Origin of the sequence: Bacillus cereus group sp. N12 (assembly GCF_016483575.1) — a bacterium.
Lineage (GTDB): Bacteria > Bacillota > Bacilli > Bacillales > Bacillaceae_G > Bacillus_A > Bacillus_A toyonensis.
Genome location: NZ_JAEHBO010000016.1, coordinates 1 through 25,396, shown reverse-complemented (window position 1 = coordinate 25,396; position 25,396 = coordinate 1). Strand labels below are relative to the sequence as shown.

The window sequence follows — 25,396 nt, the reverse complement described above, 5'->3', positions numbered from 1 at the left end:
ATTCATTTGCCTTTGAATGAAACTTTTATTTTTTTAAAATTAGTATTGTTTCTAGATTTCATCGTCAGCTTTGCTATTTATACTCTCAGCTAGCCTTATGTTCAAGTCTCAACTTATCCGCAACCATTGCGATAAACTCAGAATTCGTAGGTTTTGCTTTTGACATGGATACTGTATAACCAAATAAGGACGAAATAGAATCAATATTTCCACGGCTCCACGCTACTTCAATCGCGTGACGGATTGCACGCTCGACACGGCTCGCTGTTGTATTATATTTCTTTGCAATATCTGGATATAATACTTTCGTAATAGATCCTAGTAATTCGATATCATTGTACACCATAGAAATCGCTTCTCGTAAGTACATGTACCCTTTAATATGAGCAGGTACACCAATTTCATGAATAATACTCGTAATACTTGCATCTAAGTTTTTCGGTTTTCCATCTATTGTTGTTGCTGATCGGAAAGATGGTAATGGACGTTTAATAGTAGCATTTGCCTTGCCACTCACTTGACGAATATGACTAGTTAAATTCTCCATATCAAATGGTTTTAATATGAAATATGAAGCACCTAGGTCAACTGCTTTTTTCGTCACATCTTCTTGTCCAAATGCTGTTAACATAATTACGCTAGGCTGTCTTAACCTTTCAATATGTCGCATTTTCTCTAGTACAGCTAAACCATCTAAATGTGGCATAATAATGTCTAAAACGAGTACATCAGGCTGCTTATCTGTTAATAAGTTTAAACACTCTTGACCATTATAAGCAGTACCGATTACTTCCATATCATCTTGAGCAGCTACATAACTCTCTAGCATTGATACTAATTCTTTATTATCATCCACAAGACATACTTTAATTTTCTCCACAGCTTTTCCTCCCTTACCGAATCGATTCTCCGACATGTGTATCCTTCTAGGCTACATGAATTGTTCGACAATTGTGTGAAAATTCCCTTTTAAAGTTTGTTACTTTCCGATAAAATCACAAAAAAATATGTTTATCGTTCATTTATTCCCTTTCGCAACACATTCCATCATAGAAATACAACGAAACGTTCAACCCTTTGCTTATATTTTACAACAAAAAACATCTCTTGCGGAGCTTTTACAAAATTTCAACGAATTTTTCAATAGAAAAGCGAGCTAATGAATAATTAGCTCGCTTTTTTTTCTTGATCATAAATATTAATTCCAGCCTCATGTAACATCCATTCAATATGAACACCGTACCCTGATGTTGGATCATTGACAAATACATGTGTAACGGCTCCGATTACTTTCCCGTTTTGTACAATTGGACTTCCACTCATCCCTTGTACGATACCACCTGTTTTTGCTAATAAACGCTTATCTGTTACTTTTATTACCATACCTTTTGTAGCTGGAAATTTTTGCGGTACCGTACTAACAACTTCAATATCAAATGCTTCTACTTTATCTTGATCAATAACTGTTAATATTTTTGCCGGTCCTTCTTTTACTTGATGAGATAATGCGATAGGCATTGCTTTATCCATTACGCCGTTTGTCATATTTGTATTTAATTTTCCAAAAATACCATACGGACTATTTATTGTAATATTGCCAATCACTTCACGATCTGGTGAGAACCTTGCTAACTTCTCTCCTGGATTCCCATGACTACCTCTTTCAATCGATGTAACTGTCGAACGCATAATTTGTCCATCTTCAACTTGAATCGGCTTTTTCGTATCATTATCAGAAATGACATGACCCAGTGCTCCGTATTTCATAGAATCTGGATGAACAAATGTCATTGTTCCGATTCCAGCTGCCGAATCACGAATATATAAGCCAATACGATAAGACGATTCCCCACTGTCTTTTTGTGGTGTTAATTTCGTGCGAATGTATTTTCCATCTCTTAACAAAACAAGGTTAAGTGGTTCACCTGTTTCACCACTACTATGAATAAATGGTGCGACATCACTCATTCTTTCAATTGTTTTACCATTAATTTCAGTAATCATATCTCCAATTTGCACACCAGCTGTTTCACCAGGAGATATTTTACCTTTTTCAGTTTGAATTAAATGATGGCCTACAACAAGTACACCTTTTGTGTTTAATTTCACACCAATTGATTGTCCACCTGGAATAACTTTAAAATCTTTTAATACTTTCACATTTACTTTTTTTACTGGAAAACCAGCGATTTGGAACACCATGTCCGCTTCACCATTTTGATGAGAATTTACCATAAGTCCTTGTTTTTGTTCATTCGAACTCACTGTAAATACATGGCTATTTGTAGATGAAGCTTTAAAAACTGGTAATGAAGCTATTTCTGATTGTTGTCCTTCAAAAACAACAAGTTGCTTCGGGGATGAAATAAACGTCCGAAGCGGCTTAAAACATCCAATAAAAACTAAAGAAACAAGGAGACAAAGACCTATTATTTTTCGAAATCTTTCTAATTTCAATTTGTTCACTCTCCTCGCTCCTACCCCACATTCAGCCTCTTGGCTTCACTTTTTAATCTCTCCTTGCAGTGCTTTATTTATAACCGGAAGAATTAAGAAATCTTCATTTGAGAAAAAAAGCTATCCATTACTGGATAGCCTCTGCTGTCTGTTTAAAATGATGCGCTTGCGTAAGTAACTCTTTCGCATGTTCTGTCGTTAAATCTGTAATTTCCACACCAGAAATCATTCGAGCTATTTCTGTTACTTTATCCTCCATAGTTAAAACGGTAACTGATGTAATTGTCCGATCATTCGCTACCTGTTTTCGAATAAATAAATGCGAATCCGCCATTGAAGCTACTTGAGGTAAGTGCGTAATACAAAGCACTTGTGAGTTTACTGATACACGATAAATTTTTTCCGCAATAGCCTGTGCAACTCGACCACTCACACCAGTATCCACTTCATCAAAAATAACAGATGCAATACCTTGATGTTTAGAAAAAATACTTTTTAAAGCTAAAATAATACGAGATAACTCTCCACCAGAAGCGACCTTTGAAAGTGGTTTTAACGGTTCACCGGGATTCGTTGAAATATAAAACTCCACGTGATCATAGCCGTCCGCCGTAAGGCGCACCGGTGCGCCTTCCACAAGAGGTTCTTCTGCATTTCCTTCTCTCTTCATGATTCTCACTTCAAATTTCGTTTTTTCCATATATAGTTCTTTTAATTCTTGATGAATAGCATTTGTAAGATGCTCTGCAAGTTCATGACGCATATTACTTAACAACGTTGCTTCTTTCAGAATAACACTTTCTAATTCCTTTAACTGCTTCTTCGTCGCTTCAATATGAACGTCTTTATTTTCAATCGTAAAAATTTCTTGCTCAATTTTATCAGCATACGCTAAAATCTCTTCTACATTATTTCCATATTTTCTCTTTAGCATACGAATTTCATTTAAACGTGTTTCAATTTCATCTAGACGATTCGGATCATATTCCATCATATCGAGATTTTCTCTAAGTTGATACGCAACTTCTTCTAATAAGTAATAGCTATTTGCAATTGAATCATGATTTTCTTGATATACTTCATCTAAATGTGTAATACTCTCCATTTGTCCCATTGCACTTCTTACATTATCTAATCCTTGTCCGTCAGCACTTAACGAACGATATGCATCACCTAACGCTTTATAAATCTTTTCAAAATTAGAAATTTGCAATCGTTCCTCAGTTAATTCATTTTCTTCATCCATCTTTAAATCAGCCTTACGGATTTCTTCATGCTGAAATTGAATTAAATCTAAGCGATGTGCCATTTGTTGTTCATTTTCACTTAACGATTTCAATTGTTTTTTTAATTTCTCATAGTCAGCGTATACATTTTGATATATATCCAACTGTTTAACAATACGCTCCCCATCAAAATGATCGAGCATAAACAGATGTCGCTCTTCATTCATTAAGTCTTGCGTTTCGTGCTGTCCATGAATATCAACAAGCGTTTTGCCAATCTCTTTTAATATACTAAGGGTGACAAGTTTCCCATTTACACGACATACACTCTTTCCGTTTGCAGCAATATCACGCTTCAAAATAATCATGCCGTCTTCTATTTCTATATCTAACTCTTCTGCCTTTTCAATACATGGATGCTTGTCGTCTTCCACATAAAATAACCCTTCTATCTCAGCTTTTTCTGTTCCGTATCGAACAAATTCCGCTGAACCACGGCCACCTACAAGTAAACTAATCGCATCAATAATAATCGATTTTCCAGCTCCTGTTTCACCACTTAAAACTGTTAAACCTTTTTGAAAAGAAATATTTAATGCCTCAATAATAGCAAAGTTTCTAATCGATAATTCCGATAACAATGCCCCATTCACCTCGTTATAAACTAATCCCCTACTAAGGGCTTTTTTCAGTTCTTTATTCAAATAGTCATACTATATGTTTGTATGTACTCTTCTAACCCGCTCCATTGTACCAAACATTCGTTTTACGGGTCAATCCACCTATTTTCTAATTTTATTCAAACAAAATATTATATTACAATTAAAAATTCACATTTTTAACCGCTAAAAAAATCCTGTTCACTTTCCACTTTACAGAGGAAAGCAAACAAGATTTTTTTGTTACAACATATTTAAGAAACGATCAGAGACAACACCTGTATCCTCAGGTGTACGGCAAATAATTAGGCAAGTATCATCACCACAGATGGTTCCGATGATCTCATCCCACTCTAAATGATCAATAAGTGCTCCAAGTGAATGAGCGTTACCAGGCAATGTTTTTAGCACAAGCATATGTCCTGCCGTGTCTAATTTTACAAATGAATCCACTAGATTTCGTTTTAATTTTTGTAACGGGTTAAACCGTTGATCTGCTGGCAAGCTATATTTATAGCGACCATCATGTAATGGCACCTTCACTAAGTGCAGTTCTTTAATATCGCGCGATACTGTTGCTTGCGTTACATTAAATCCCTCATTACGTAAAATATCAACTAATTCATCTTGTGTTTCGATTTCTTTGTTCGCAATAATTTCCCTGATTTTAATATGGCGCTGACCTTTATTCATACATTTGCACCTCACACTATCTCTTACCATAGTTTAAACATTGGTATACTTCACTTATTTATGTTAACTTATAATTCGTTACTTGTACACAATTGTTTTTACAATCATTATACAATTACAGCAAAAAGAGGAACAACATATGTTATTCCCCTTTTCCTTTTTGTTTTAGAACGTCATGCGCTTCTGTAACAACTTGCTCAATAGAAATTGGAGAATGATTTTTGCCACTCTCATCACGTTCACCATGCCATTTTAAATGAATTAAGAATTCAATATTACCGTCTCCACCCGTAATCGGTGAGAATGTTAACCCTTCTACATCATAGCCTTCTTTTAAAGCAAAATCGACAATCATTTCTACGACAGCTTCATGCACTTTTCTATCACGAACAATGCCTTTTTTCCCAACTTGCTCTCTTCCAGCTTCAAACTGCGGTTTAATTAACGCTGCTACATCACCGTTAAGCATAAGCATTGTTTTTAAAACTGGCAGTATTAGTTTTAATGATATAAATGAAACATCTATACTAGCAAATTGTGGTAAACCACGCTCTAAGTCTGCTGGTGTCACGTAACGGAAATTTGTACGTTCCATTACGACAACACGCTCATCTTGACGCAATTTCCACGCCAATTGATTATATCCTACATCTAATGCATAAGATAGTTTCGCTCCATTTTGAAGCGCACAATCTGTAAAGCCACCAGTTGATGAACCAATATCTATCATAACTTTATCTTGTAAATCTAGATGAAATGTCTCCAGTGCCTTTTCAAGTTTATAACCACCACGGCTTACATACGGCATAACTTGTCCCTTTACCGTAATCTCTGTATCTTGTGGGATCTTCTCTCCTGGCTTATCGAGTCTCATCTCATTCGCATATACGAGTCCAGCCATAATAGCACGTTTCGCTTTCTCACGTGTTTCTATAAGCCCTCGCTCTACTAATAGTACATCTACTCTTTCTTTTTTTGCACTCATTTGTTACGCCCTTTTTTGTTTTGATGGAATCATTGTATGAATACGGTCTACAACAGCATCTGTCGTTAAACCAATTTCTTCTAATAATTTTGTTACACTACCGTGCTCTATGAAACGATCTGGAATACCCATTCTTTCAATTAATGCACTATGGTATCCGTTCTCAGATGCAAATTCAACTACTCCAGTTCCAAAACCACCGATTAAACAAGCTTCTTCAATCGTTAAAATCGGTATATTTTTTCCTAAGAGATCATGTAAATACGCTTCATCCATTGGTTTAATAAAGCGAGCGTTCACTACTTTCACTGAAACTCCAGCCTTTTCAAGACGCTCTGCTGCTTCCATTGCCATTGGAATTGTCGTACCAAATGTTAAAATAGCTGCCTGCGTACCTTCTTTTAACGTTTCCCATGTGCCGATTGGAATTGCCTTTAATTCTTCGTCCATATGAACGCCAAGACCATTACCACGTGCATAACGTAAAGCGATTGGTCCATCTTCATATTGCATCGCCGTATACACTAAATGTTGCCCTTCATTTTCATCTTTTGGCATCATTATTACCATATTCGGTAAATGACGTAAAAACGAGATATCAAATACACCTTGATGTGTTTCACCGTCTGCTCCTACTAATCCAGAGCGATCTATTCCGATGAAAACATTTAAATTTTGACGACATATATCATGAACAACTTGGTCATATGCTCTTTGTAAAAACGTTGAATAAATTGCTAAGAATGGTTTCATCCCTTGCGTTGCCATACCTGCTGCCATTGTTGTAGCATGCTGTTCTGCAATACCTACATCGATCATACGATTCGGGAATTCCTTTTGGAATTTCTCAAGTTTCGATCCAACAGGCATTGCAGGCGTAATTGCAACAATACGCTCATCTTCTCTCGCCAACTTAAGTACTGTTTCACTAACAACAGCACTCCATGCTGGTGCAACTTCCTTCGGTTTAACGAAGTCACCTGACTCAATTTTATACGGGCCTGTTCCATGCCAAGTTCCAATTACGTCACTCTCAGCTGGTTTATAACCTTTTCCTTTTTTCGTAATCACATGAACAAGTACTGGACCTTTTGTTTTCTTTGCATATTGCAACGTTTCGAATAACTTTTCATAATCGTGCCCATCGACTGGACCTAAATATGTAAAGCCTAACTCTTCGAAAAAGACGCCTGATACTAGTAAATATTTAAGACTATCTTTTATTTTCTCTGCTGTTGCAGCCACTTTTCCACCGACTGCTGGGATTTTTTTCAATATATACTCTAGTTCATCTTTTACCCAATGGTATTTTCCTGCGGTACGTAAACGACCAAGTACATTATGAAGCGCACCAACGTTTGGTGCAATTGACATTTCATTGTCATTCAAAATAACAATCATGTCTGTTTTTTCATGCCCAATATGGTTCAATGCCTCTAAGGCCATTCCACCTGTTAAAGCACCATCTCCAATGATTGGTATAACATATTCTTTCGTTTTCTTTAAATCACGTGCTAAAGCCATTCCCATTGCAGCAGATAGTGATGTCGAGCTATGACCTGTTTCCCATACATCGTGCTCACTCTCACAACGTTTTGGAAAACCACATAGACCTTGATATTGCCTTAATGTACCGAATTCCTTCGCACGTCCTGTTAAAATTTTATGTACATAGGATTGATGTCCTACATCCCATAAAAATTTATCTTTCGGACTATCAAATAATTTATGCAGAGCAATTGTGAGTTCTACTACACCTAAGTTAGGTGCAATATGTCCACCTGTTTGAGAGAGCTCTTCAATTAAAAATTTACGAATATCCTCACTCAATCCCTCTAGTTCACTGATAGACATATCTTTCAAAAAACTAGGGTTTTGAATTTGCGTTAGATCCACATGGATCACTCACTTTCATTTCATAATCTGTCAACATGTCAAATATTATAAAAAACATTTACACAACACAAGAAATTTTCTTTTCTATCCTTTATCTTACCCTGCTATCAACCAGTCTATTGTGCCCTAATCCTATTATAAACCATATTTCTTTATGCGTTGAAAAAAATAGCCGCTAACACGAAGTGATAACGGCAATGTAATCTACATATATTTTTGCCAATAACAAGAAAAGAAAAACCTTTTCCTACATTTATATCATAAAATGATGAATGACTCAACAAATGAAAACGCTGTTATATTAGTTATTACGTTTTGCAATCAAATCGCAAATAGATAGTAAATATTCATCTTGTAATTGCAAGGAGCTAATCGCATCTTTTGCTTTTGCAATTGTTTCTTCTAAAATATTCTTTGCTCTATCTACAGTAAATAACGTCGTATATGTGCTCTTTTCGTTGGAAACATCACTACCAATCGGTTTTCCAATCTCTTCTTCGGTTCCTTCTACATCTAAAATATCATCTCGAATTTGGAAAGCTAGGCCAATATTTTTTGCAAACTCAAGTAACTTTTCTTCCTGCTCTTTTGTAGCATTAGAAAGTATCGCTCCCGCAAGTACAGCGAATTCAAGTAGTTTCCCGGTCTTATGCTTATGAATATACTCTAACTCATCAATCGTAAGTTGTTTCCCTTCAGCTTCCATATCCGCCACTTGTCCGCCAACCATTCCTTCCGGCCCAGCTGCTTTTGCAAGCTCAAGTACAAGTCTTACTTTTTTTTCAGCAGAGATTTCTTTTTGCTCATATGCCATAACAATTTGAAAAGCATACGTCAACAAACCATCTCCTGCTAAAACTGCCATTGCTTCACCAAATACTTTATGATTCGTGGGCTTTCCTCTTCTTAAATCATCATCATCCATACAAGGTAAATCATCATGAACTAACGAGTATGTATGTATCATTTCAAGAGCACAAGCTGCACCTACTCCAAGATTTCTTTCTTTCCCAAACGCTTGTAATGTTGCAAATAAAAGTAACGGGCGGAGACGTTTTCCACCCGCTTCCAAAGAATATGCCATCGCTTCCCGAAGTACATTTGGACATTGTAATTCATTTGCATAGCTTACAAGCTTCTCTTCTACGAAAGTTTTACTTTCTTTCAAAAAAGTATCAAAAGCGATTGTCACTATGCTTCATCTCCTAAAGCAGTAAACGGTTCAAGCTCTCCATCTTCTCCAAGAATAACTGCCATTTGTTCTTGTACGTTCTTCAACTTCTCATCGCAAAGCTTAGATAATTCCATACCCTCTTTAAAATAAGAAATCGCTTCTTCTAAAGGTACATCACCTTGCTCTAGCTTAGATACGAGATGCTCAAGTTGCGAAATTGCCTCTTCAAAACTCACTTTATTTTCCATTATTCAATTCACGCTCCTCTATGCCTGATACGCTACAATCTAGTATTCCATCTTGTAATTGAACTGAAACAGCATCTCCAAGGCTGACATCTTTCACACTTTTTAACACTTGCTTCTCTTCATCATATACAAGCCCGTACCCTCTCATCATTACTTTAAGCGGACTTAATGCTTCAAGTTTTTGAGCAGCTCTTACAAAGGCAAATTCTTTCGTTTGAAGTAATGTTTGCATTTCACGTTGTAATTGCTTTTGCAACGTTTCAATCGCTACCTTTGTTTGTATAATTTTTTGAGACGGGTGGTGCTTCTCTAAATAAAATGAAAGCTGTTTTAACTGATTCACCTTTTTATCAATGTAGCGCTCTTTCGCTAAAACAAGCTGTTCTAACGCTCTATCTAATTGCTCTTCCTTTTGTTCATATACTTGTCTTGGATAACGGAATGCATAAGATTTTTGCAATACTTGTAATTTTTCTTCTTTTTTATGTACTAACTCTCTCATTGTTCTTTGCAATCTTAGAGTTCTTTGTAATACCTTTTCTTGTAACTCTATAACGTTCGGTGCTGCTAGTTCAGCTGCTGCAGTCGGTGTTGGTGCACGTAAATCGGCAACAAAATCTGCGATTGTAAAATCTGTTTCATGCCCTACTGCTGAAATAATAGGAATTTCGCTCTTAAAGATTGCTCTTGCAACCACTTCCTCATTGAAAGCCCATAATTCCTCAATAGAACCTCCCCCGCGCCCAACAATTAATACATCTATATCTCCCATTTCATTCGCTGTACGAATCGCTTGTACAATCGAGGGAGCTGCTGACTCCCCCTGTACAAGTACTGGAAATACAATAACATTCCCAATTGGATAACGACGTTTAATCGTTGTTATGATATCACGAATCGCAGCTCCTGTTGGCGACGTAATTACCCCTATTGTTTTAGCATAAGGAGGGATTATTTTTTTATAAACTTGAGAAAACAATCCTTCTTCCTCTAAACGAACTTTTAATTGTTCGTAAGCCAAATGCAAATTTCCGACTCCGTCAGGTTGCATGTCTTGAATATAAATTTGATAAGAACCACTCGCCTCGTAAACAGAGATTTTCCCTTTTACAAGTACCTTCATCCCATTTTCAGGTCTGAATTTAATATTACGATTATGGCCCGCAAACATAACCGCTGCGATTCTGGCATTTTCGTCTTTCAATGTAAAATACATGTGACCACGACTATGATTTTTAAAGTTGGAAATTTCACCTTTTAACCAAACAGACTGTAAATGCGGGTCATATTCTATTTTTGTTTTTATATAGCGTGTTAATGCTGTAACGGTTAAATATTGTTTCTCCATTTCTCTCTCCTCATAGCCGACTCAAATTATTTACAAACGACACCTGCGCGTTTGGCAGATTCAACAGTATTATGAAGAAGCATTGTAATCGTCATTGGACCAACACCCTTTGGCACAGGCGTAATGTAACCCGCAACGTCTAACACGTTGTCAAAGTCAACATCACCACAAAGCTTGCCTGTTTCTAATCGATTCACACCAACGTCAATTACAACCGCGCCTTCTTTCATATAATCAGCTGTTACCATTTTAGGTCGTCCAACAGCTACGATTAAAATATCAGCTAACTTCGATAATTCTTTAATATTTTGCGTCTTAGAATGACAATATGTGACAGTTGCATTTTCATTTAAGAACAATTGCCCCACTGGTTTGCCGACAATATTACTTCTTCCAATTATTACAACATGTTTTCCCGAAATATCAAGATTCGTTTCTTTTACTAATTCTACAATACCATGCGGTGTACATGGAAGGAATGTATCTTGTCCCGTCATCATACGTCCCACGCTGATTGGGTGAAATCCATCTACATCCTTTTCTGGTGAAATTCTTTCAATGATAGCTTTTTCTTCAATATGTTTTGGTAAAGGTAATTGCACTAATATGCCATTAATGCGGTCATCGCCATTTAAGCGATCGATTTCAGCAAGCAAACGTTCCTCAGTAATCGTTTCAGGAAGTTCAATTAGCTCAGAATAAATTCCTACTTGTTCACAGCCTTTTTCTTTTCCTTTTACGTAAGAACGAGATGCTGGATCTTCTCCCACTAAAATCACTGCTAATCCTGGTACAATCCCTTGCTCTTTCAACTTCACAACTTCTTCTGTTAATTGTGCTCGTTTTTTCTCCGCAACTTCATTTCCTTTGATGATTACTGCTACCATTTTAAGATTCCCCCTTAAAGAAATTACAGTGTATCTTTTATATTAGATAAAACGCCGTTAATAAAACGACGAGATTCCTCATCCCCAAATGTTTTAGCAATTTCAATTGCCTCGTTAATTGTTACGTTGTGTGGAATTTCTTCCATGTACTTCATTTCATACACAGCTACACGTAAAATACTGCGATCAACAATACTAATACGCTCAAGCTTCCACTTTTTTAAGTTTTGACGAATTGCTGCGTCAATCTCTTCTTTATTGTCTACAAATCCTACAACAAGTGATTCTAAAAACTCATTTGTTTCTTCACCTTCATCTAGCGTATTTTCCACCGCTACCTTCGGTTCTAATTCACCTGTAATATCCATTTGGTATAATGCTTGCATAGCTCTTTCTCTAGCCGTCCTACGTTTCATTGTAACTCTCCTTTATGCTTCAAGTCTTTCCTTATGCTTTGTTATATTATTATAATTTATAAGCCGTCAATTCACTTACTCTTACAGTTTTCATTGATTTTCCAACCTTATAATACAATGATAATAACACAATTTATCGTTTCACACACGGGTTACAAGGCTGAAAAATAATAAAAAGATTAACTTCAAGTTCCATATCTTATCACAATGTACGTTTTTTGGAAAAACGAAACATTTTCTTTTTTATTTCTTATTTTTTGAAATAGTATAACAATTAGAGGGTTGTAATTTGTGAAGAAATGAAACGATAAAAAAGATGCCTATGTTACTAGGCACCTTTTTCATTCTTACACTGGTTCAATTTCTGTTTTTTGTGTTTCGAATGTTACGCCAACGATGTGAACATTCACTTCTTTTGGCTCAAGTCCTGTCATTGTAAAGAGTGCTTGGCGAATATTGTCTTGAATCTTTTGTGCAACAACTGGAATTGCTACACCAAAATACATTACAACATAAAGGTCAACGATAATATCTTCGTTTGCTAATTCAACCTTTACACCTTTACCATGATTTTTCTTACCTAACTTCTCAACAACATCTGTAGCAAAATTACCACGCATTGCCGCCACACCTTCTACCTCAGCAGCTGCAATACCTGCAATTACTTCAATTACTTCTGGTGCAATTTCTACTTTACCAAGAGTTGTATCTTGACCCATATCTAACATATGTTCAGCCATGAAAAAAACCTCCTTTAATGTATCACTGCGTCACAAGTTCATGCTCTTCCAAAAACTTCGTATTAAACTCACCTTTTACAAAATCAGGATGATCTAACAATTGCAAATGGAACGGGATTGTTGTATGTACGCCTTCAATGACAAACTCACTGAGTGCACGCTTCATTTTTGCAATTGCCTCTTCACGTGTTTTTCCGTGAACAATTAATTTAGCAACCATCGAATCATAGAAAGGTGGGATTGAATATCCCGGATATACAGCTGAATCGACGCGAATACCAAATCCGCCTGGTGGTAAGTACATTTCTACTTTACCTGGAGATGGCATAAATTTTTTGGCAGGGTTTTCCGCATTAATTCGGCATTCAATTGCCCAACCATTAAATTGTACTTCTTCTTGCTGTAACGATAACTTTTCTCCAGAAGCAACAAGAATTTGCTCTTTAATTAAGTCCATTCCTGTCACCATTTCAGTAACCGGATGCTCAACTTGAATTCTCGTATTCATCTCCATGAAATAAAAGCTTTTCGTTTTATATTCATAAATAAACTCAACCGTACCAGCACCTGTATAATCAACCGCTACCGCCGCTTTAACTGCCGCTTCACCCATCTGCTTGCGAACATTTTCATCAAGTGCAGGTGATGGACTTTCTTCTAATAGTTTCTGCAAACGGCGCTGAATTGTACAATCACGCTCTCCTAAATGAATGGCATTTCCGTGTGTATCTGCCATTATTTGAATCTCAACATGGCGGAAATCTTCAACGTACTTTTCTAAGTATACACCAGGGTTCCCAAAAGCGGTACTAGCTTCTTGCTGTGTAATTTGAATTCCTTTTACAAGCTCTTCTTCATGACGTGCAACACGAATACCTTTTCCGCCGCCACCTGCAGTCGCTTTAATAATAACTGGATATCCAATTTGATTTGCAAGCTCGATCGCTTCCTCGGTATTTTTTATAATCCCTTGTGAACCTGGTACAATCGGAACCCCTGCTTTTTCCATTGTATCACGAGCAACGTCTTTTGTGCCCATCTTTGAAATAGCTTCTGGACTTGGACCGATAAAAATTAAGTTACATTCACGGCATAACTCTGCGAAATCTGCATTCTCTGCTAAAAATCCGTATCCCGGATGGATAGCATCGCAGCCCGTTAACTTCGCAACGCTAATAATGTTCGTCAAATTTAAATAACTTTCTTTTGAAACTGTTGGTCCTACACAATACGCCTCATCTGCAATTTGTACGTGAAGTGACTCTTTATCTGCTTCTGAATAAATCGCAACTGTTTCAATATCCATTTCTTTACAAGCACGAATAATTCGTACAGCAATTTCCCCACGATTGGCTATTAATACTTTTTTTATCATCACAAAGACTCCCTTATTACGCTTTCACAAGAAATAGCGGTTGTCCATACTCAACAAGCTGTCCGTTATTAACAAGAACCTCAACAATTTCGCCCTCTACATCAGCGTCAATTTCGTTAAATAACTTCATAGCCTCGACAATACATACGATAGAATCTTTCGATACCCTGTCTCCAACACTTACATATGGAGGTGTATCAGGTGAAGATGAAGAATAGAATGTACCTACCATTGGTGAGGTAATCTTATGTAGGTTTTCATCTTGAACAGCTTTCTTCTCTTCTTGTTTTGGTGCTTCTACTTGCGCTGCCGCTACTGCTGTTTCAACTTCAACAGATGCTACTGGTTGCATAGCTTGTTTCGCTACAGGTGCTTGCATCGCAACAACTTCATTACCACGCTTTTTCATTTTGATTGTTGTACCGTCTTTTTTGTATTCAAATTCATCAATATTAGAGCTATCAATTAATTTAATTAATTCACGAACTTCTTGAATTTTAAACATGTAAAATCCACTCCCATACTCTTGTTTGTCCCGTTTTTACAGATTCTCATCACTAACACTAGATTGACTGTAAAAATACGATGTATTCTATTAGAAAATTTATTTTATTTACTAATAGAAATATTTACTATTTCCATCTTACGATAAATTTTTTAAACATTCCAATTTATATTTCTTTATAATAAATCGAAACTCCTGTAAAAATATTATTCCAATAAAAAAATTATTACCTAGTAATAATACCAAGTTTCACACGAAATTGGCAAGACCACTTCCTAAAAAACATTCCTTACCTTTTCAAAATGCTACACAGTACACATCTAATTGCCGCTCCACTCTTCACCACATCTACGGTTCATAACATATTTTTACCAAATATTATTTTTTTGTTTACACGCCGTTCATCATTCCTTCATATAAGAATAGTATGTTCAAAGTGTAGAAAATATATTGTATCGAGGTGTGGACATATGATATGGCTCATGCTCTTCTTACCTGCCGTAATGGTTTGGGCATTCGTTCTCTTCATCCACGTCAAATCTGGAAAAAGTAATCATCATCACCATGAACCGCTAATTTTTTATTCACAACGTATTTCTCCATTCCGAGTTGAACATAGTAAAAACACATACAAAGACGAAATAGAAAAAAACTATCGAAAGTGATAGCTTTTTTCTATTATTATTTTTATCTAATTATTTTGAAGTACTCTATGTTCTTATTTACAAACAATGCGATTAGTAAAAATTAATAATCCGTGGGGGAAATCCCCCACGGATTAAAATTCTACTTATTTTGCTGATGGATCAAATTTCACACCTACATCTTTAGAACCGCCTTCACTTCTTACAAGCTGTATAATTTTGTTCGCTTCTTTTTGTGAATGTTTCGCTGCCTTCACTGTTACTCTAATGTCAGTTCCATCAGCTCTTACAAGGGCATCTTTATATCCTCCTTGAGCTTTAATAACTGTTTCAAGTAAACCTTCTTTTGTTTCCATTGTAGCGATTGCATCCATACCATCTTTCGCCTTACTTCTTTCTTCAGCAGTAGCGTTAGAAGACTTTATTACATTTTGTAATTTTTCTCTTTCAGCACTACGCTTATCTTCCATTTGCATACGTAAAGCTGTGAAATTCTCATCACTCGATTGAACTGATACATTCCCCTCTTTTTTACTTGTTTCTTTTTTAGCATTTTCTTTTTTATCTGTCTCTTTATTTGTTGTCTCTTTATTTGGTGTTTCCTTGCTTGGAGTTTCTTTTGTTGTTTCTTTATTTGGCGTTTCGTTTGTTACTGCTTTGTCAGTACCTTGTTTTTCTTGTCCAATCTTTTCACCTGTTGCCGGCGATGCTGTATTCATTTTGTCAGGAGTTGTTACGTAATACACAGATAGTACAACAACTAAACTTAACATTGTTAATAGCCAAACCGTTTGTTTTTTTAACACTTTATTTCCTCCCTATCAATTTTTCGGTGAAACTGAAACACGATGGGCTGGTACATCTAGCAGCCTTATCACAGCTTCTTTTACCATTGCTTTAACTTGTATATTATCCACTCCTTTTGCTACGACGAGAACACCTCGTACTTTCGGTTTCTCTGTCCGTAAAACAACGGGAGTTTCTTTATCACCTTCACGTATAATGACAGTCTTTTCATCAAGAGACTCGTCCTCTACTTCCCTCTTACCGCCTGTTTTATCTGTTTCACCTGTTGTTTGTGAGCGTTTCACTGTATTTTTTTCTAAAATTTTTTCTTCAGATGAATCTAAATTCACCTTAATCGTTACGTCTTTTACTCCTGCTATTTCTTCTAAAGCAGCTTTTAATTCTTGTTCATACGCTTTTTCATATTTTTCTACATTTGACATACTATCATTACTTTTTTGTCCGAAAGTTGGTACGTCTTTTTCTTGGTTTTGAGTTTTTTGTTCTTTAAATACAGGTACTTCTTCTTTTTTACTTGAAAAGAGACTACTAGAAAACATAAGCAAAATTCCAAGTATGAGTAGGACAAGTAAAAACTTAGGTGTTACCTTTTTCCCCTTCTCGTTGCTTTCTTTTTGATCCCCATTCAATAAGTTTCGAAAAAATGAGAACTTCGAATTTTTATCTTTATTGTCCATTTACTCTACCTGTCCTCCCTTCCGTTTGAACTTGGATTTGTTTATTCTCTAGTTGCCACCTGCTTGAAAAGAAATCTTTCATTTCTACATTCGTTTCTTCTACCTTTTTTGGAGGTTCATTCGTATTAATTTCAATTGGCTTTACTGTTTCAATTGCGTCATTTTTACTGCGTTCTTTTTCTTTCAACGTCACAACAACAGATTGAATATCTTTGGCTGACTTTACTTCTTCTACCCTTTCCGTTGCGACTATTTGTATTTCAGAGACTGTCATACCATACTTTTTCTCAAACTCTTTTCCTACTTCTTTTTTCATTTTGGTAGCCATCTCTTCTAAACTATATGCACGTGTTAGAGCTTGTATTTCTTTTTTCTTCGAATCTATTGAATTTTTTACAGATCCCTCTGCTACATACTTTTCTTCATTAAAATTTGCGATTACTTCATTTACATCTGTTTGCAACAGTTTAAAAAGAGGTGTTAAAATTAATACAACTAATAGTAGACTTACGACGAATTTAACGTATTTTTGCAAATTCGAGTTTGGAAGAATAAGATGAAGCATTGTCGCTAAGAGTAAAAAAACGATAATATTTCTAATCCACTCTGTAACAAATTGCATACTCTTCACCTCCTATCGCATCATAAGCGTAATGTTCCCCGCAGCAATAATAATTGTGATACTTAAAAAGAACATAAATGATACGATAGCTAAGCAAGCAAACACGTAAATGATGCTTCGTCCAATGATATCTAAACATTGAATAATTGCTCCTCCGCCAACTGGTTGCAATACTGCTGCTGCGAATTTATAAATAAACGCGATACAAAAAATTTGAATCGCTGGAAAAGCGACAATTAAACATAACATAACGAGCCCTATAATTCCGACTGTATTTTTTAATAACCCCGACGCACTAATAACAGTATCCGCTGCCTCTGTAAACATCCTTCCAACTACAGGAATAAAGTTCCCTGTTACAAATTTAGCAGTTTTCACAGCTATCCCATCAGCAACCGCTGTCGCTGTTCCTTGTACAGATAATACTCCTAAAAAAATCGTTAAAAAGATCCCGATAATCCCAACGCTAACGTTTTGCAGAAGCTTGGACAATTTCGTAACTTTATATTGATCACTCATCGTACTTACAATACTTAATATCGTTGCAAGTAATAAAAGTGGTAGAACGATGTAATTCATAAGAAGCCCACTCGTATTCATTAAGAAAATGATAATCGGATGAAAAAACGATACAGATACAACACCGCCTCCAGTTGCTATGAGTGCAAGCAAGATTGGTAATAGCGCTAATATGAAATCTACCATTGTTTGTATCGTTTCTCTTGCATATGTCATAACCACATAAAAACTATTTAAAGCAAAAATAATAAGCACCATATATACAACTGCATCGGCAATTTTACTTACACTACTCTTTGAAAAGGCAGATTGCAGTGATTGCAACAATGCACTAAAAATTGTGAGCATAATGAGTGTTCCAAGTAGCTTTCCATTTGCAGCAAGCTCGTGAAACAAATATTTTAATAAACCTAGCATCCATTCTTTTATAGAGAATTCTTTTTCTCCCTTTACAAACTCCATAAAGCTTCCTTTTTGACTCTCTGGTAAATAACCTCCATATTTTGTAACAAGCCCGTCCCAAAATTGCTTCACATCTTCAATTCCGAGCTTATCCAATTGTTGATCAACGACGTTTGTTTCTACAGGAGAAGCTTGTACAACAACCGGTAAAGAAAAGAAAAGGAAGCAAGCAAATAGCAGCTTAGCTCCAAACTTCCTCAACATTCACTCCCCCTTATCCCGTCGGTAAAAATCCGAGAATAGTTTCAATTACGACTGTCAAAATAGGAATTGCCATAACGAGAATTAAGATTTTACCAGCTAGTTCAATTTTCGAAGCGATTGCACCTTGCCCAGCATCTTTTGTAATTTGCGCTCCAAACTCAGCGATATAAGCAATCCCAATAATTTTCAGTAACGTTTCTACATAGACGTTGCTAACTTTCGCTTCACTCGCTACTCTCTCAATCATTTGTAAAATAGAGTGAATTTGATCGATTAAAATAAGAAACATTACGCTACCTACAAAAACAATAAATAGCGATGTAATGCTAGATTTATGCTGATTCAAAACAGCTGCTAAAAACGTAGCAACGAGGCCTAATCCGACAATTTGTATAATTTCGATTCGAACCGCCTCCTTTACTGGAAGAGAAAGACACTTTTAATCTTGTCGAACAACGTATTAATTAAAAATGCAACATGGAATAGAATGACGACAAAACCGACAAGGATAACCCAATTTGCAATATCCTCTCGTTTTAATTCTTTTAATACGGTATGAATGAAAGCTAAAACAATGCCGATTCCGGCGATTTGAAATATTAATCCAACATCAATGGACATCGCCTTTCTCCCTCCTATAGCAGTAAAATTACGATAAGTAGCCCCGCTAGTACCCCTAAGCTCTTAATCATTTTTTCATATTGCAGTTGTAACGCTTTCGCTTCTTCTTCCTCTCTCTCTAAATGTGTAATACATAATCGAATATGTTTTTGTTGTGATTCACGATCATGTTGTCCAAGTGTTTCACCAAATTGCTGCAAGATTTCATACTCGGTTTGTTGAAATGCTGTTAACTTCCAATTCTCTTTCAAACTTTCTATCCAAGCTTCCCTTACTGTTTGTTCCCCGTTTTCTAGTTTTTTGGCGAAACTTTGAAATATCCAATTTAATGGCTTGGGCATTTGTTTAACTAATCGTTCGGCGGCTTCAGATAAAGGTGTGTGCCCATACATAATTTCTGCCTCTAATGATTGGAGTGCCGATTTTAATAGTCTAAGTTGCCGCGGCCTCTCACTATATCTTTTTGCGTATGAAAACCCGAAAAAAGTGCTGACCGCAACGATTAACACTGCACCAATTATTTTCACCATACGCCCCCAGCCTTTCGATTCGGTAGTACTGGTTTTCCATATCTATCTTTCACTTGCATAACTGTTCCTGGGCCTCTTGCTTTTGATAACTCCACAAACCTATCAAATATGCCAAGCTCCAGCACTGCCTGTAGCGATGGACGTTTCACAACATCATCATAAGAAAACCCGTGTGCACTTATAAAAAGCTGGACCCCTGCATGCACCGCCTCCATAATTGCTTCACTATCTTCTTTACGTCCAATCTCATCTACGATCAAAACATCTGGACTCATAGAACGAATCATCATCATCATTCCTTCAGCCTTTGGACATGCGTCTAACACATCTACTCGTGTACCAAATTCATACTGAGGGATTCCTTTCACACATCCAGCAATTTCTGACCGCTCATCAACAATCCCCACTTTGCAAGAAGGAATTTTCGACGTACCAACCCCTTGACTCATGCAACGTGCTACATCTCTTAAAAGTGTCGTTTTCCCCGTTTGCGGCGGGCCAATTACCATCGTGTTTAACCATCTTGATTCATACAAATACGGCAAAAGCGGCTCAGCTATTCCTATTTTTTGACGAGAAATACGAATATTAAATGAAGAGACATCACGAATCATTTTCACTGTACTTTTCTCTGTAATGACTTTTCCTGCTAGGCCAATTCTATGTCCTCCTCGAAGTGTCACATACCCACGTTTCAATTCCTCTTCCATCGTATAAATTGAGAATTGACTTAACTTATTCAATAAGTAACTTGCATCTTCTGCTGTAGCGATATAGTCGTAAAAAAACACCTCTCCATGCGCAATACACTCTAGCGGTCTTCCAATTCGAACACGAATTTCCTCTAAAGTATTGTATTGCTTACAACTTTCAACTAACTGTTTCATCATTTTTGGTAAAACCTCTAATACTTCTTTCATAGGCTTCTCCCCACTATACTCGACTTACTATTTCAACAATGCGATAAAAATGCAGCCAATTCCAAGTGCCAGAAAAAAGAGTTTCAAGAAAGAAATTTCGCTCGCTACACTCGCTATGCCTATTGTCATTGTTAAAATTAATACGGTCGGTCCAACAAACGCCAACATACCATTTATAAACAATGCTTTCTTCGCATCATTCACGTAAAGCATAAGCAAAGCGGCGAATATTTCCGCGCTACCCGAAAACAACCGAAGTAACCCCATTACGAGCACGGATGTTTCCATTGCCGCTAGCCACTGTTTCATTCTCCCACCTTCTCCCGTAACGGTTACGAATTCTACATTCCAAAAAAGAATATATTTGTACAACCATATGCAGAGGTTGTCTATTTCAGAAGTAAAAACATAATTTTTCTCTAACACCTTTATTTAAATCTGAATATTCGTGTTTTTTAATGGTATATTATGGTATATTTAATTTAAAAGGGGTATAGACGATGCAGCACGTTACTTTATTACCACTTGATTTACGCTATGCAAATGTGCTTTTTGAGCTATCAAGTGAACCACACGTAAAAAATGCATTAGGAATACAGGTAGAAAAAGTCGAAGACACGAAAGCATTTCTTCTTTTTGCAATAGAAGAAGAGCGCCAAAAGAAGTCTTTATCGAGAATGATTGTAAATGAAGAGAATGAAATACTTGGCCTCACCACACTTAAACATATTAATTATGGGAAGAAACAATCTCACATTGGTAGTTGGCTTGGCTATCCATATTGGGGTAAAGGGTATAATGAGGCAGCTAAAAAAGAAATCTTTAAAATCGCTTTTTTAGACTTACAACTTACATACGTATTCACTGGTGCTAAAACGACTAACATTCGCTCGTTAAAAGCACAAGAAAAACTACCTTACATTTCATTGCATGTGAAAAACAAGTTTCCAGGCGAACATGCTGCACTGGAGAAAGAAGTAAAATCACCTTGCGTACTGCATGTCGTATCGCGTAAGAAATTTTTAAATTGGCTGGACGTACAAAATGAGGGGGGAAAATATGAAGGTTTTGAAAATTAGTTTAACAATTGTAGTAGAATTAGCTCTTATTTATCTTTTTTCATTATTGGTCGGTTGGTCATTTATAGAGACCTTTTTCCTTGGCAGTCTAGCAATATTTGCAATTATGTGGTTAATTATTATGAGTAACCATAGAAATAACATTACAGATCACGCAATAAGTAAAACATTAACTGGTGTTGAGACTGGTGAAATAAAACCATTTCAATTCATTTTCACACCATATATAGCGGGTACTCTTTCACTTGTTTTAGTTAGTTTTGTTGTCACCGCAATTTACTATATGCCCTATTTTCTATAAAAAAGCACTCGTGATAATCACGAGTGCTTTTTTACTATGCACGAGAAACGTATTTACCTTCACCAGTGTTGATGATAAGCATTTCGCCTTCGTTAATGAAGATTGGTACTTGTACAACAAGACCAGTTTCTAATGTAGCTGGTTTTGTTACGTTAGAAGCTGTGTCACCTTTAATACCAGGCTCTGTTTCTGTAACTTTTAATTCAACTGTGTTTGGAAGTTCAACACCAAGTACTTCACCTTGGTATGTCATAATAGATACTTCCATGTTTTCTTTTAGGAATTTTAATTCGCGCTCGATTTGGTTTTCACCAAGTTCGATTTGCTCATAAGTTCCGTTATCCATAAATACATGAGCCTCACCGCTCGCGTATAAGTATTGCATACGACGGTTTTCGATGTGTGCTTTTTCTACTTTTTCACCTGCACGGAATGTTTTCTCTTGAACAGAACCTGTGCGAAGGTTACGTAGTTTAGAACGAACGAATGCAGCACCTTTACCTGGCTTTACGTGTTGGAAATCAAGTACTTGCCAAAGGGCATTGTCCACTGAAATTGTTAAACCTGTACGAAAATCGTTTACTGAAATCATGTAAAAAAATCCTCCTGTGTATTACAAAATAATAAGTTCTTTTGGTGATTTCGTAATTACTTCATTACCTTCACTCGTTACAATGATATCATCTTCAATACGTACGCCGCCAATACCTGGAATATAAATACCTGGTTCTACTGTTACAGCCATACCTGGTTCAAGTACTGTATCAGAACGGAACGCTAAACCTGGCGCTTCATGGATTTCAAGGCCGATTCCATGACCAGTAGAGTGTCCAAAGTATTCACCATATCCTTTTTCCGTTATGTAATCACGCGTTAATGCATCTGCCTCGCGGCCTGTTAAACCAGCTTTAATACCGTTTACACCACGTAATTGTGCTTCTAAAACGACATTATAAATTTCTTTTAATTTATCAGATGGTTCACCGACTGCAATTGTACGAGTAATATCAGAACAATACCCTTTGTAATAAGCGCCGAAGTCTAATGTAACGAAATCTCCTGTTTCTATCACTTTTTCAGATGCCACGCCGTGCGGTAATGCCGAACGAAGACCTGAAGCAACGATAATATCAAACGAAGAAGATGTTGCTCCTTGTTTTCTCATGAAAAATTCAAGTTCATTTGACACTTCAATTTCAGATACTCCCGGGCGAATGAATGATAGAATATGCTCAAAGGCAGCATCTGCAATCTGTGCAGCTTCCTTTAATATCTTAATCTCTGAATCAGTCTTTATCAAGCGTAACTTTTCTACAAGCCCAGAAGTCGGGATAAATTCAGCTTCGATCGCCTCATTATGCGTTACGTAAGAGCTATATGTAAGAGTATCCTGCTCAAAGCCAAGCTTTTGAATTCCAAGTTCTTTCACTTGCTTTGCAACTTCATCAATAATTAATCCCGCATGCTGCACGATTTCATATCCAACAGCTTGTTTACTAGCCTGCTCTACATAACGAAAATCCGTAATAAATTGAGCACGCTCTTTTGAAATAAGTACAACTCCAGCTGTTCCAGTGAAGTTAGCCATGTATCTACGACTATGTTCATTTGTTAATAAAATACCGTCGATACCAGCCTCAGCAAATGCGCTTCTTAATCTTTCGATTTTCTCCATGACTTTATGCCTCCCTTAATTTCTCCATTAATGCAAATAACGCTAACTTATAGCCATAAAAACCAAATCCAACAATTTGTCCTGCACAAACAGCCGCCGTCACAGATTCGTGACGGAACGATTCACGCTGGTGAATGTTAGAGATATGTACTTCAATAACAGGAATCGAAATGCTCGCAATTGCATCTCGAATTGCATAGCTATAATGCGTAAATGCTCCAGGATTTAAAATGATCCCTTCATATATATCTTCAGCCTCATGAAGACGATCGATAATCGCACCTTCATGATTCGATTGGAAACATTCTAACTCCACTCCCATTGTTTTTGCTTCTTGCTTCATATCTGCTTCAAGTGTCGCTAACGTGCCCTTTCCATATACATTTACCTCACGAACACCGAGGCGATTTAAGTTAGGACCGTTTACGAGGAGTAACTTTTTCATATTCTTAAAACTCCTTAATATTAAATATCTATACAACATTTTAACATAGGAGTTACTTATTTGAATAGTTCGTCTTCTCTTCTCCTTCTTGCTCCGCTTTATTACTATTTACTGCGTAAGAAACAGAGTATGCAATAAACACACCATACAATATAAAAATACATATTGTCGTCACAATCGTCTCTTTCGGCAAATTGAACGCACTTTTAATAACAGGTGCCATTAAACCCATTCCGAAAAACAGTAACGCCCACCAAAATAGCCCATAAATAATCCCTGGAATGATTCCTTCAAATTTCGCCAAAAACGCTTTATACAAAAAGGAAATCAAGATTGAAAGAAGTCCCATGCAAACAATTCCTGACAGATTGCCCCATATCCCTTCTTTCCAACTCCCAAACGCAAATGGTAACAGTAAATAATTAGGTCCCGCTTCCGTGAATGAAAATATATGAAGGAAATACCATATTCCTCCCCAAAAAATTCCACCAAACAAACCGATTTGCACATAATTCCTTGTTCCTAATTGTTCTTGACTCACATCAACACCTCCGCTCAATAGTATGCCCGAAACTATTTTGAAGCATGTTTAAATACTGCGAAATTTGTCTATAAAAAGAATAAGAAATGTCCGACTCTCGTAACATTTTCTCTTGTCATATACTTGTATTTGTCGATAAAATAAAGGAAACTCGGTGATTGTCTTATTTCAAAACGACAGAACCCAGTATGACAATTGCCTCTTTTTCTACATAAGAGAGAAACAAATACAGGTTGGTGTTAACATGGCAGAAGAGTCAAAACAAATATATGGCGGGCAAGCAGTCATAGAAGGAGTTATGTTTGGCGGTAGAGAATATACTGTTACAGCGGTTCGTCGTAAAGATAAATCGATTGAATTTTATCGATTACCACGCGTTCGTAATAAAGCATTATCTATCCTAAAAAAAATTCCATTTTTACGAGGTATTGCCGCCATTGTGGACGCAAGTGCGAATGGAGCAAAGCATTTAAACTTCGCTTCAGAACGATTTGATGTCCACCCAGAAGATGATGAACAAATTGCAAATAAAAAAGAAGAACAATCAAAATTAACGATGGTATTAGGAGTTGCAGCAGTTGGCGTTTTATCTTTCATATTCGGTAAAGTCATTTTCACAGCAGTTCCTGCACTATTAGCTGAATTAACGAGACCGATTTTCCCATCTCATACAGGGCAAATCATTGTCGAAAGTGTCATTAAGCTCATGCTACTATTGAGCTATATATACTTTATTTCTT

31 protein-coding genes are annotated in these 25,396 nt (G+C 36.5%); 4 read left to right on the top strand and 27 right to left on the bottom strand.

From position 1 onward, the window contains the following. Window positions 1-85 precede the first annotated feature (85 nt). The 14 genes from spo0A to accB all read right to left on the bottom strand — a co-directional run bounded on the left by spo0A (window position 86) and on the right by accB (window position 14,609). Window positions 86-880, bottom strand: a complete 795-nt coding sequence (gene spo0A / locus JDS92_RS10955) for a sporulation transcription factor Spo0A (RefSeq protein WP_000411416.1) — start codon at window positions 878-880, stop codon at window positions 86-88. Between the two features lie 287 nt (window positions 881-1,167). Then, window positions 1,168-2,466, bottom strand: coding sequence for a SpoIVB peptidase (spoIVB, locus tag JDS92_RS10950; protein WP_002048975.1), 1,299 nt, complete (start codon window positions 2,464-2,466; stop codon window positions 1,168-1,170). A gap of 118 nt (window positions 2,467-2,584) precedes the next feature. Beyond that, window positions 2,585-4,324 carry a DNA repair protein RecN gene (gene recN, locus JDS92_RS10945; protein ID WP_043322351.1) on the bottom strand — a complete coding sequence of 580 codons (1,740 nt, stop codon included), beginning with the start codon at window positions 4,322-4,324 and terminating at the stop codon, window positions 2,585-2,587. 261 nt (window positions 4,325-4,585) lie between these two features. Beyond that, a complete protein-coding gene (gene argR, locus JDS92_RS10940) occupies window positions 4,586-5,035 on the bottom strand; it encodes an arginine repressor ArgR (RefSeq protein WP_001032581.1) in 450 nt (149 codons plus the stop codon). A gap of 142 nt (window positions 5,036-5,177) precedes the next feature. Next, window positions 5,178-6,020, bottom strand: coding sequence for a TlyA family RNA methyltransferase (locus JDS92_RS10935; RefSeq protein WP_001274740.1), 843 nt, complete (start codon window positions 6,018-6,020; stop codon window positions 5,178-5,180). A 3-nt stretch (window positions 6,021-6,023) separates the two neighbouring features. Beyond that, complete coding sequence (gene dxs / locus JDS92_RS10930) at window positions 6,024-7,916, bottom strand: 1-deoxy-D-xylulose-5-phosphate synthase (RefSeq protein ID WP_000366442.1); 1,893 nt, start codon at window positions 7,914-7,916, stop codon at window positions 6,024-6,026. A 301-nt stretch (window positions 7,917-8,217) separates the two neighbouring features. Beyond that, window positions 8,218-9,108, bottom strand: coding sequence for a (2E,6E)-farnesyl diphosphate synthase (ispA, locus tag JDS92_RS10925; RefSeq protein WP_000150368.1), 891 nt, complete (start codon window positions 9,106-9,108; stop codon window positions 8,218-8,220). Continuing rightward, window positions 9,108-9,338: an exodeoxyribonuclease VII small subunit gene (xseB, locus tag JDS92_RS10920; RefSeq protein ID WP_000428977.1), complete on the bottom strand. Its 231-nt coding sequence runs from the start codon at window positions 9,336-9,338 to the stop codon at window positions 9,108-9,110. The genes ispA and xseB overlap by 1 nt, the downstream gene beginning before the upstream one ends. Beyond that, window positions 9,328-10,686 carry an exodeoxyribonuclease VII large subunit gene (xseA, locus tag JDS92_RS10915; protein WP_199631924.1) on the bottom strand — a complete coding sequence of 453 codons (1,359 nt, stop codon included), beginning with the start codon at window positions 10,684-10,686 and terminating at the stop codon, window positions 9,328-9,330. Before xseA ends, xseB begins: the two co-directional genes overlap by 11 nt. A gap of 26 nt (window positions 10,687-10,712) precedes the next feature. Next, the gene (folD, locus tag JDS92_RS10910; RefSeq protein WP_000226729.1) at window positions 10,713-11,573 is read right to left on the bottom strand and encodes a bifunctional methylenetetrahydrofolate dehydrogenase/methenyltetrahydrofolate cyclohydrolase FolD; all 861 of its coding nucleotides are present in this window, start codon (window positions 11,571-11,573) and stop codon (window positions 10,713-10,715) included. Between the two features lie 23 nt (window positions 11,574-11,596). Next, a complete protein-coding gene (nusB, locus tag JDS92_RS10905; RefSeq protein ID WP_000830246.1) occupies window positions 11,597-11,989 on the bottom strand; it encodes a N utilization substance protein NusB in 393 nt (130 codons plus the stop codon). A 347-nt stretch (window positions 11,990-12,336) separates the two neighbouring features. Continuing rightward, window positions 12,337-12,729 carry an Asp23/Gls24 family envelope stress response protein gene (locus JDS92_RS10900; protein WP_000807630.1) on the bottom strand — a complete coding sequence of 131 codons (393 nt, stop codon included), beginning with the start codon at window positions 12,727-12,729 and terminating at the stop codon, window positions 12,337-12,339. Between the two features lie 22 nt (window positions 12,730-12,751). Then, window positions 12,752-14,104: an acetyl-CoA carboxylase biotin carboxylase subunit gene (accC, locus tag JDS92_RS10895; RefSeq protein ID WP_000592880.1), complete on the bottom strand. Its 1,353-nt coding sequence runs from the start codon at window positions 14,102-14,104 to the stop codon at window positions 12,752-12,754. A 16-nt stretch (window positions 14,105-14,120) separates the two neighbouring features. Next, window positions 14,121-14,609 carry an acetyl-CoA carboxylase biotin carboxyl carrier protein gene (gene accB, locus JDS92_RS10890; RefSeq protein WP_000472855.1) on the bottom strand — a complete coding sequence of 163 codons (489 nt, stop codon included), beginning with the start codon at window positions 14,607-14,609 and terminating at the stop codon, window positions 14,121-14,123. A gap of 470 nt (window positions 14,610-15,079) precedes the next feature. On the opposite strand from accB, the gene JDS92_RS10885 reads away from it, so the two are divergent. Further along, complete coding sequence (locus JDS92_RS10885) at window positions 15,080-15,274, top strand: hypothetical protein (protein WP_000638007.1); 195 nt, start codon at window positions 15,080-15,082, stop codon at window positions 15,272-15,274. A gap of 125 nt (window positions 15,275-15,399) precedes the next feature. Here the strand turns inward: JDS92_RS10885 and JDS92_RS10880 are convergent, their stop codons facing one another. Genes JDS92_RS10880 through JDS92_RS10840 form a run of 9 tightly spaced genes read right to left on the bottom strand, consistent with a single transcriptional unit; the run spans window position 15,400 to window position 20,924 of the window. Then, window positions 15,400-16,059 (bottom strand): SpoIIIAH-like family protein, encoded by a 660-nt coding sequence (locus tag JDS92_RS10880; protein ID WP_000914719.1) that lies wholly within the window; start codon window positions 16,057-16,059, stop codon window positions 15,400-15,402. A 15-nt stretch (window positions 16,060-16,074) separates the two neighbouring features. Next, window positions 16,075-16,737: a stage III sporulation protein AG gene (gene spoIIIAG, locus JDS92_RS10875; protein WP_000368888.1), complete on the bottom strand. Its 663-nt coding sequence runs from the start codon at window positions 16,735-16,737 to the stop codon at window positions 16,075-16,077. After that, window positions 16,727-17,359 (bottom strand): stage III sporulation protein AF, encoded by a 633-nt coding sequence (gene spoIIIAF / locus JDS92_RS10870; protein WP_001161043.1) that lies wholly within the window; start codon window positions 17,357-17,359, stop codon window positions 16,727-16,729. The genes spoIIIAG and spoIIIAF overlap by 11 nt, the downstream gene beginning before the upstream one ends. Before the next feature lie 12 nt (window positions 17,360-17,371). After that, window positions 17,372-18,544, bottom strand: a complete 1,173-nt coding sequence (spoIIIAE, locus tag JDS92_RS10865; RefSeq protein ID WP_097957951.1) for a stage III sporulation protein AE — start codon at window positions 18,542-18,544, stop codon at window positions 17,372-17,374. A 10-nt stretch (window positions 18,545-18,554) separates the two neighbouring features. Next, window positions 18,555-18,938, bottom strand: coding sequence for a stage III sporulation protein AD (spoIIIAD, locus tag JDS92_RS10860; protein WP_077393170.1), 384 nt, complete (start codon window positions 18,936-18,938; stop codon window positions 18,555-18,557). Window positions 18,939-18,961: 23 nt separating this feature from the next. After that, window positions 18,962-19,165 (bottom strand): stage III sporulation protein AC, encoded by a 204-nt coding sequence (gene spoIIIAC / locus JDS92_RS10855; RefSeq protein WP_000020914.1) that lies wholly within the window; start codon window positions 19,163-19,165, stop codon window positions 18,962-18,964. Between the two features lie 14 nt (window positions 19,166-19,179). After that, the gene (gene spoIIIAB / locus JDS92_RS10850) at window positions 19,180-19,695 is read right to left on the bottom strand and encodes a stage III sporulation protein SpoIIIAB (protein WP_015000953.1); all 516 of its coding nucleotides are present in this window, start codon (window positions 19,693-19,695) and stop codon (window positions 19,180-19,182) included. Then, window positions 19,689-20,615: a stage III sporulation protein AA gene (gene spoIIIAA / locus JDS92_RS10845; protein ID WP_097957949.1), complete on the bottom strand. Its 927-nt coding sequence runs from the start codon at window positions 20,613-20,615 to the stop codon at window positions 19,689-19,691. The genes spoIIIAB and spoIIIAA overlap by 7 nt, the downstream gene beginning before the upstream one ends. A 27-nt stretch (window positions 20,616-20,642) precedes the next feature. After that, window positions 20,643-20,924 (bottom strand): YqhV family protein, encoded by a 282-nt coding sequence (locus tag JDS92_RS10840; RefSeq protein ID WP_000816054.1) that lies wholly within the window; start codon window positions 20,922-20,924, stop codon window positions 20,643-20,645. Between the two features lie 191 nt (window positions 20,925-21,115). On the opposite strand from JDS92_RS10840, the gene JDS92_RS10835 reads away from it, so the two are divergent. Both JDS92_RS10835 and JDS92_RS10830 read left to right on the top strand, forming a co-directional pair. Beyond that, entirely contained in the window at window positions 21,116-21,694 is a 579-nt protein-coding gene (locus JDS92_RS10835) for a GNAT family N-acetyltransferase (RefSeq protein WP_001164998.1), read from the top strand. Continuing rightward, window positions 21,675-21,995 (top strand): hypothetical protein, encoded by a 321-nt coding sequence (locus tag JDS92_RS10830; RefSeq protein ID WP_000866179.1) that lies wholly within the window; start codon window positions 21,675-21,677, stop codon window positions 21,993-21,995. The genes JDS92_RS10835 and JDS92_RS10830 overlap by 20 nt, the downstream gene beginning before the upstream one ends. A 34-nt stretch (window positions 21,996-22,029) precedes the next feature. On the opposite strand, the gene efp is transcribed toward JDS92_RS10830, so the two are convergent. From efp to JDS92_RS10810, 4 genes are read right to left on the bottom strand one after another with little or no spacing between them, the layout of a single operon-like run. Beyond that, a complete protein-coding gene (gene efp / locus JDS92_RS10825) occupies window positions 22,030-22,587 on the bottom strand; it encodes an elongation factor P (protein ID WP_000626519.1) in 558 nt (185 codons plus the stop codon). Window positions 22,588-22,608: 21 nt separating this feature from the next. Further along, on the bottom strand, window positions 22,609-23,670 hold the full coding sequence (gene pepQ / locus JDS92_RS10820; protein WP_000411034.1) for a Xaa-Pro dipeptidase: 1,062 nt from the start codon (window positions 23,668-23,670) through the stop codon (window positions 22,609-22,611). A gap of 4 nt (window positions 23,671-23,674) precedes the next feature. Continuing rightward, window positions 23,675-24,115, bottom strand: coding sequence for a type II 3-dehydroquinate dehydratase (aroQ, locus tag JDS92_RS10815; protein WP_000735144.1), 441 nt, complete (start codon window positions 24,113-24,115; stop codon window positions 23,675-23,677). Between the two features lie 52 nt (window positions 24,116-24,167). Continuing rightward, the gene (locus JDS92_RS10810; RefSeq protein ID WP_000076902.1) at window positions 24,168-24,656 is read right to left on the bottom strand and encodes a YqhR family membrane protein; all 489 of its coding nucleotides are present in this window, start codon (window positions 24,654-24,656) and stop codon (window positions 24,168-24,170) included. Window positions 24,657-24,900: 244 nt separating this feature from the next. Between JDS92_RS10810 and JDS92_RS10805 the strand changes: the two genes are divergently transcribed. Beyond that, window positions 24,901-25,396: DUF1385 domain-containing protein (locus JDS92_RS10805; protein ID WP_199631923.1), on the top strand; the 496-nt coding region annotated here is incomplete at its 3' end.

Excerpts from the sequence above, each read along its gene's own strand:
- spoIIIAF (WP_001161043.1), bottom strand. The coding sequence starts at position 17,359 with ATGCAATTTGTTACAGAGTGGATTAGAAATATTATCGTTTTTTTACTC.
- xseA (WP_199631924.1), bottom strand. The coding sequence starts at position 10,686 with ATGGAGAAACAATATTTAACCGTTACAGCATTAACACGCTATATAAAA.
- nusB (WP_000830246.1), bottom strand. The coding sequence starts at position 11,989 with ATGAAACGTAGGACGGCTAGAGAAAGAGCTATGCAAGCATTATACCAA.
- JDS92_RS10885 (WP_000638007.1), top strand. The coding sequence starts at position 15,080 with ATGATATGGCTCATGCTCTTCTTACCTGCCGTAATGGTTTGGGCATTC.
- spoIIIAG (WP_000368888.1), bottom strand. The coding sequence starts at position 16,737 with ATGGACAATAAAGATAAAAATTCGAAGTTCTCATTTTTTCGAAACTTA.
- efp (WP_000626519.1), bottom strand. The coding sequence starts at position 22,587 with ATGATTTCAGTAAACGATTTTCGTACAGGTTTAACAATTTCAGTGGAC.
- JDS92_RS10840 (WP_000816054.1), bottom strand. The coding sequence starts at position 20,924 with ATGAAACAGTGGCTAGCGGCAATGGAAACATCCGTGCTCGTAATGGGG.
- folD (WP_000226729.1), bottom strand. The coding sequence starts at position 11,573 with ATGGTAGCAGTAATCATCAAAGGAAATGAAGTTGCGGAGAAAAAACGA.
- JDS92_RS10835 (WP_001164998.1), top strand. The coding sequence starts at position 21,116 with ATGCAGCACGTTACTTTATTACCACTTGATTTACGCTATGCAAATGTG.
- pepQ (WP_000411034.1), bottom strand. The coding sequence starts at position 23,670 with ATGGAGAAAATCGAAAGATTAAGAAGCGCATTTGCTGAGGCTGGTATC.
- JDS92_RS10935 (WP_001274740.1), bottom strand. The coding sequence starts at position 6,020 with ATGAGTGCAAAAAAAGAAAGAGTAGATGTACTATTAGTAGAGCGAGGG.
- accB (WP_000472855.1), bottom strand. The coding sequence starts at position 14,609 with ATGTTTAAAATTCAAGAAGTTCGTGAATTAATTAAATTAATTGATAGC.
- accC (WP_000592880.1), bottom strand. The coding sequence starts at position 14,104 with ATGATAAAAAAAGTATTAATAGCCAATCGTGGGGAAATTGCTGTACGA.
- spoIIIAE (WP_097957951.1), bottom strand. The coding sequence starts at position 18,544 with ATGTTGAGGAAGTTTGGAGCTAAGCTGCTATTTGCTTGCTTCCTTTTC.
- spoIIIAC (WP_000020914.1), bottom strand. The coding sequence starts at position 19,165 with ATGTCCATTGATGTTGGATTAATATTTCAAATCGCCGGAATCGGCATT.
- argR (WP_001032581.1), bottom strand. The coding sequence starts at position 5,035 with ATGAATAAAGGTCAGCGCCATATTAAAATCAGGGAAATTATTGCGAAC.
- JDS92_RS10830 (WP_000866179.1), top strand. The coding sequence starts at position 21,675 with ATGAAGGTTTTGAAAATTAGTTTAACAATTGTAGTAGAATTAGCTCTT.
- spoIIIAB (WP_015000953.1), bottom strand. The coding sequence starts at position 19,695 with ATGGTGAAAATAATTGGTGCAGTGTTAATCGTTGCGGTCAGCACTTTT.
- JDS92_RS10900 (WP_000807630.1), bottom strand. The coding sequence starts at position 12,729 with ATGGCTGAACATATGTTAGATATGGGTCAAGATACAACTCTTGGTAAA.
- aroQ (WP_000735144.1), bottom strand. The coding sequence starts at position 24,115 with ATGAAAAAGTTACTCCTCGTAAACGGTCCTAACTTAAATCGCCTCGGT.
- xseB (WP_000428977.1), bottom strand. The coding sequence starts at position 9,338 with ATGGAAAATAAAGTGAGTTTTGAAGAGGCAATTTCGCAACTTGAGCAT.
- spoIIIAA (WP_097957949.1), bottom strand. The coding sequence starts at position 20,615 with ATGAAAGAAGTATTAGAGGTTTTACCAAAAATGATGAAACAGTTAGTT.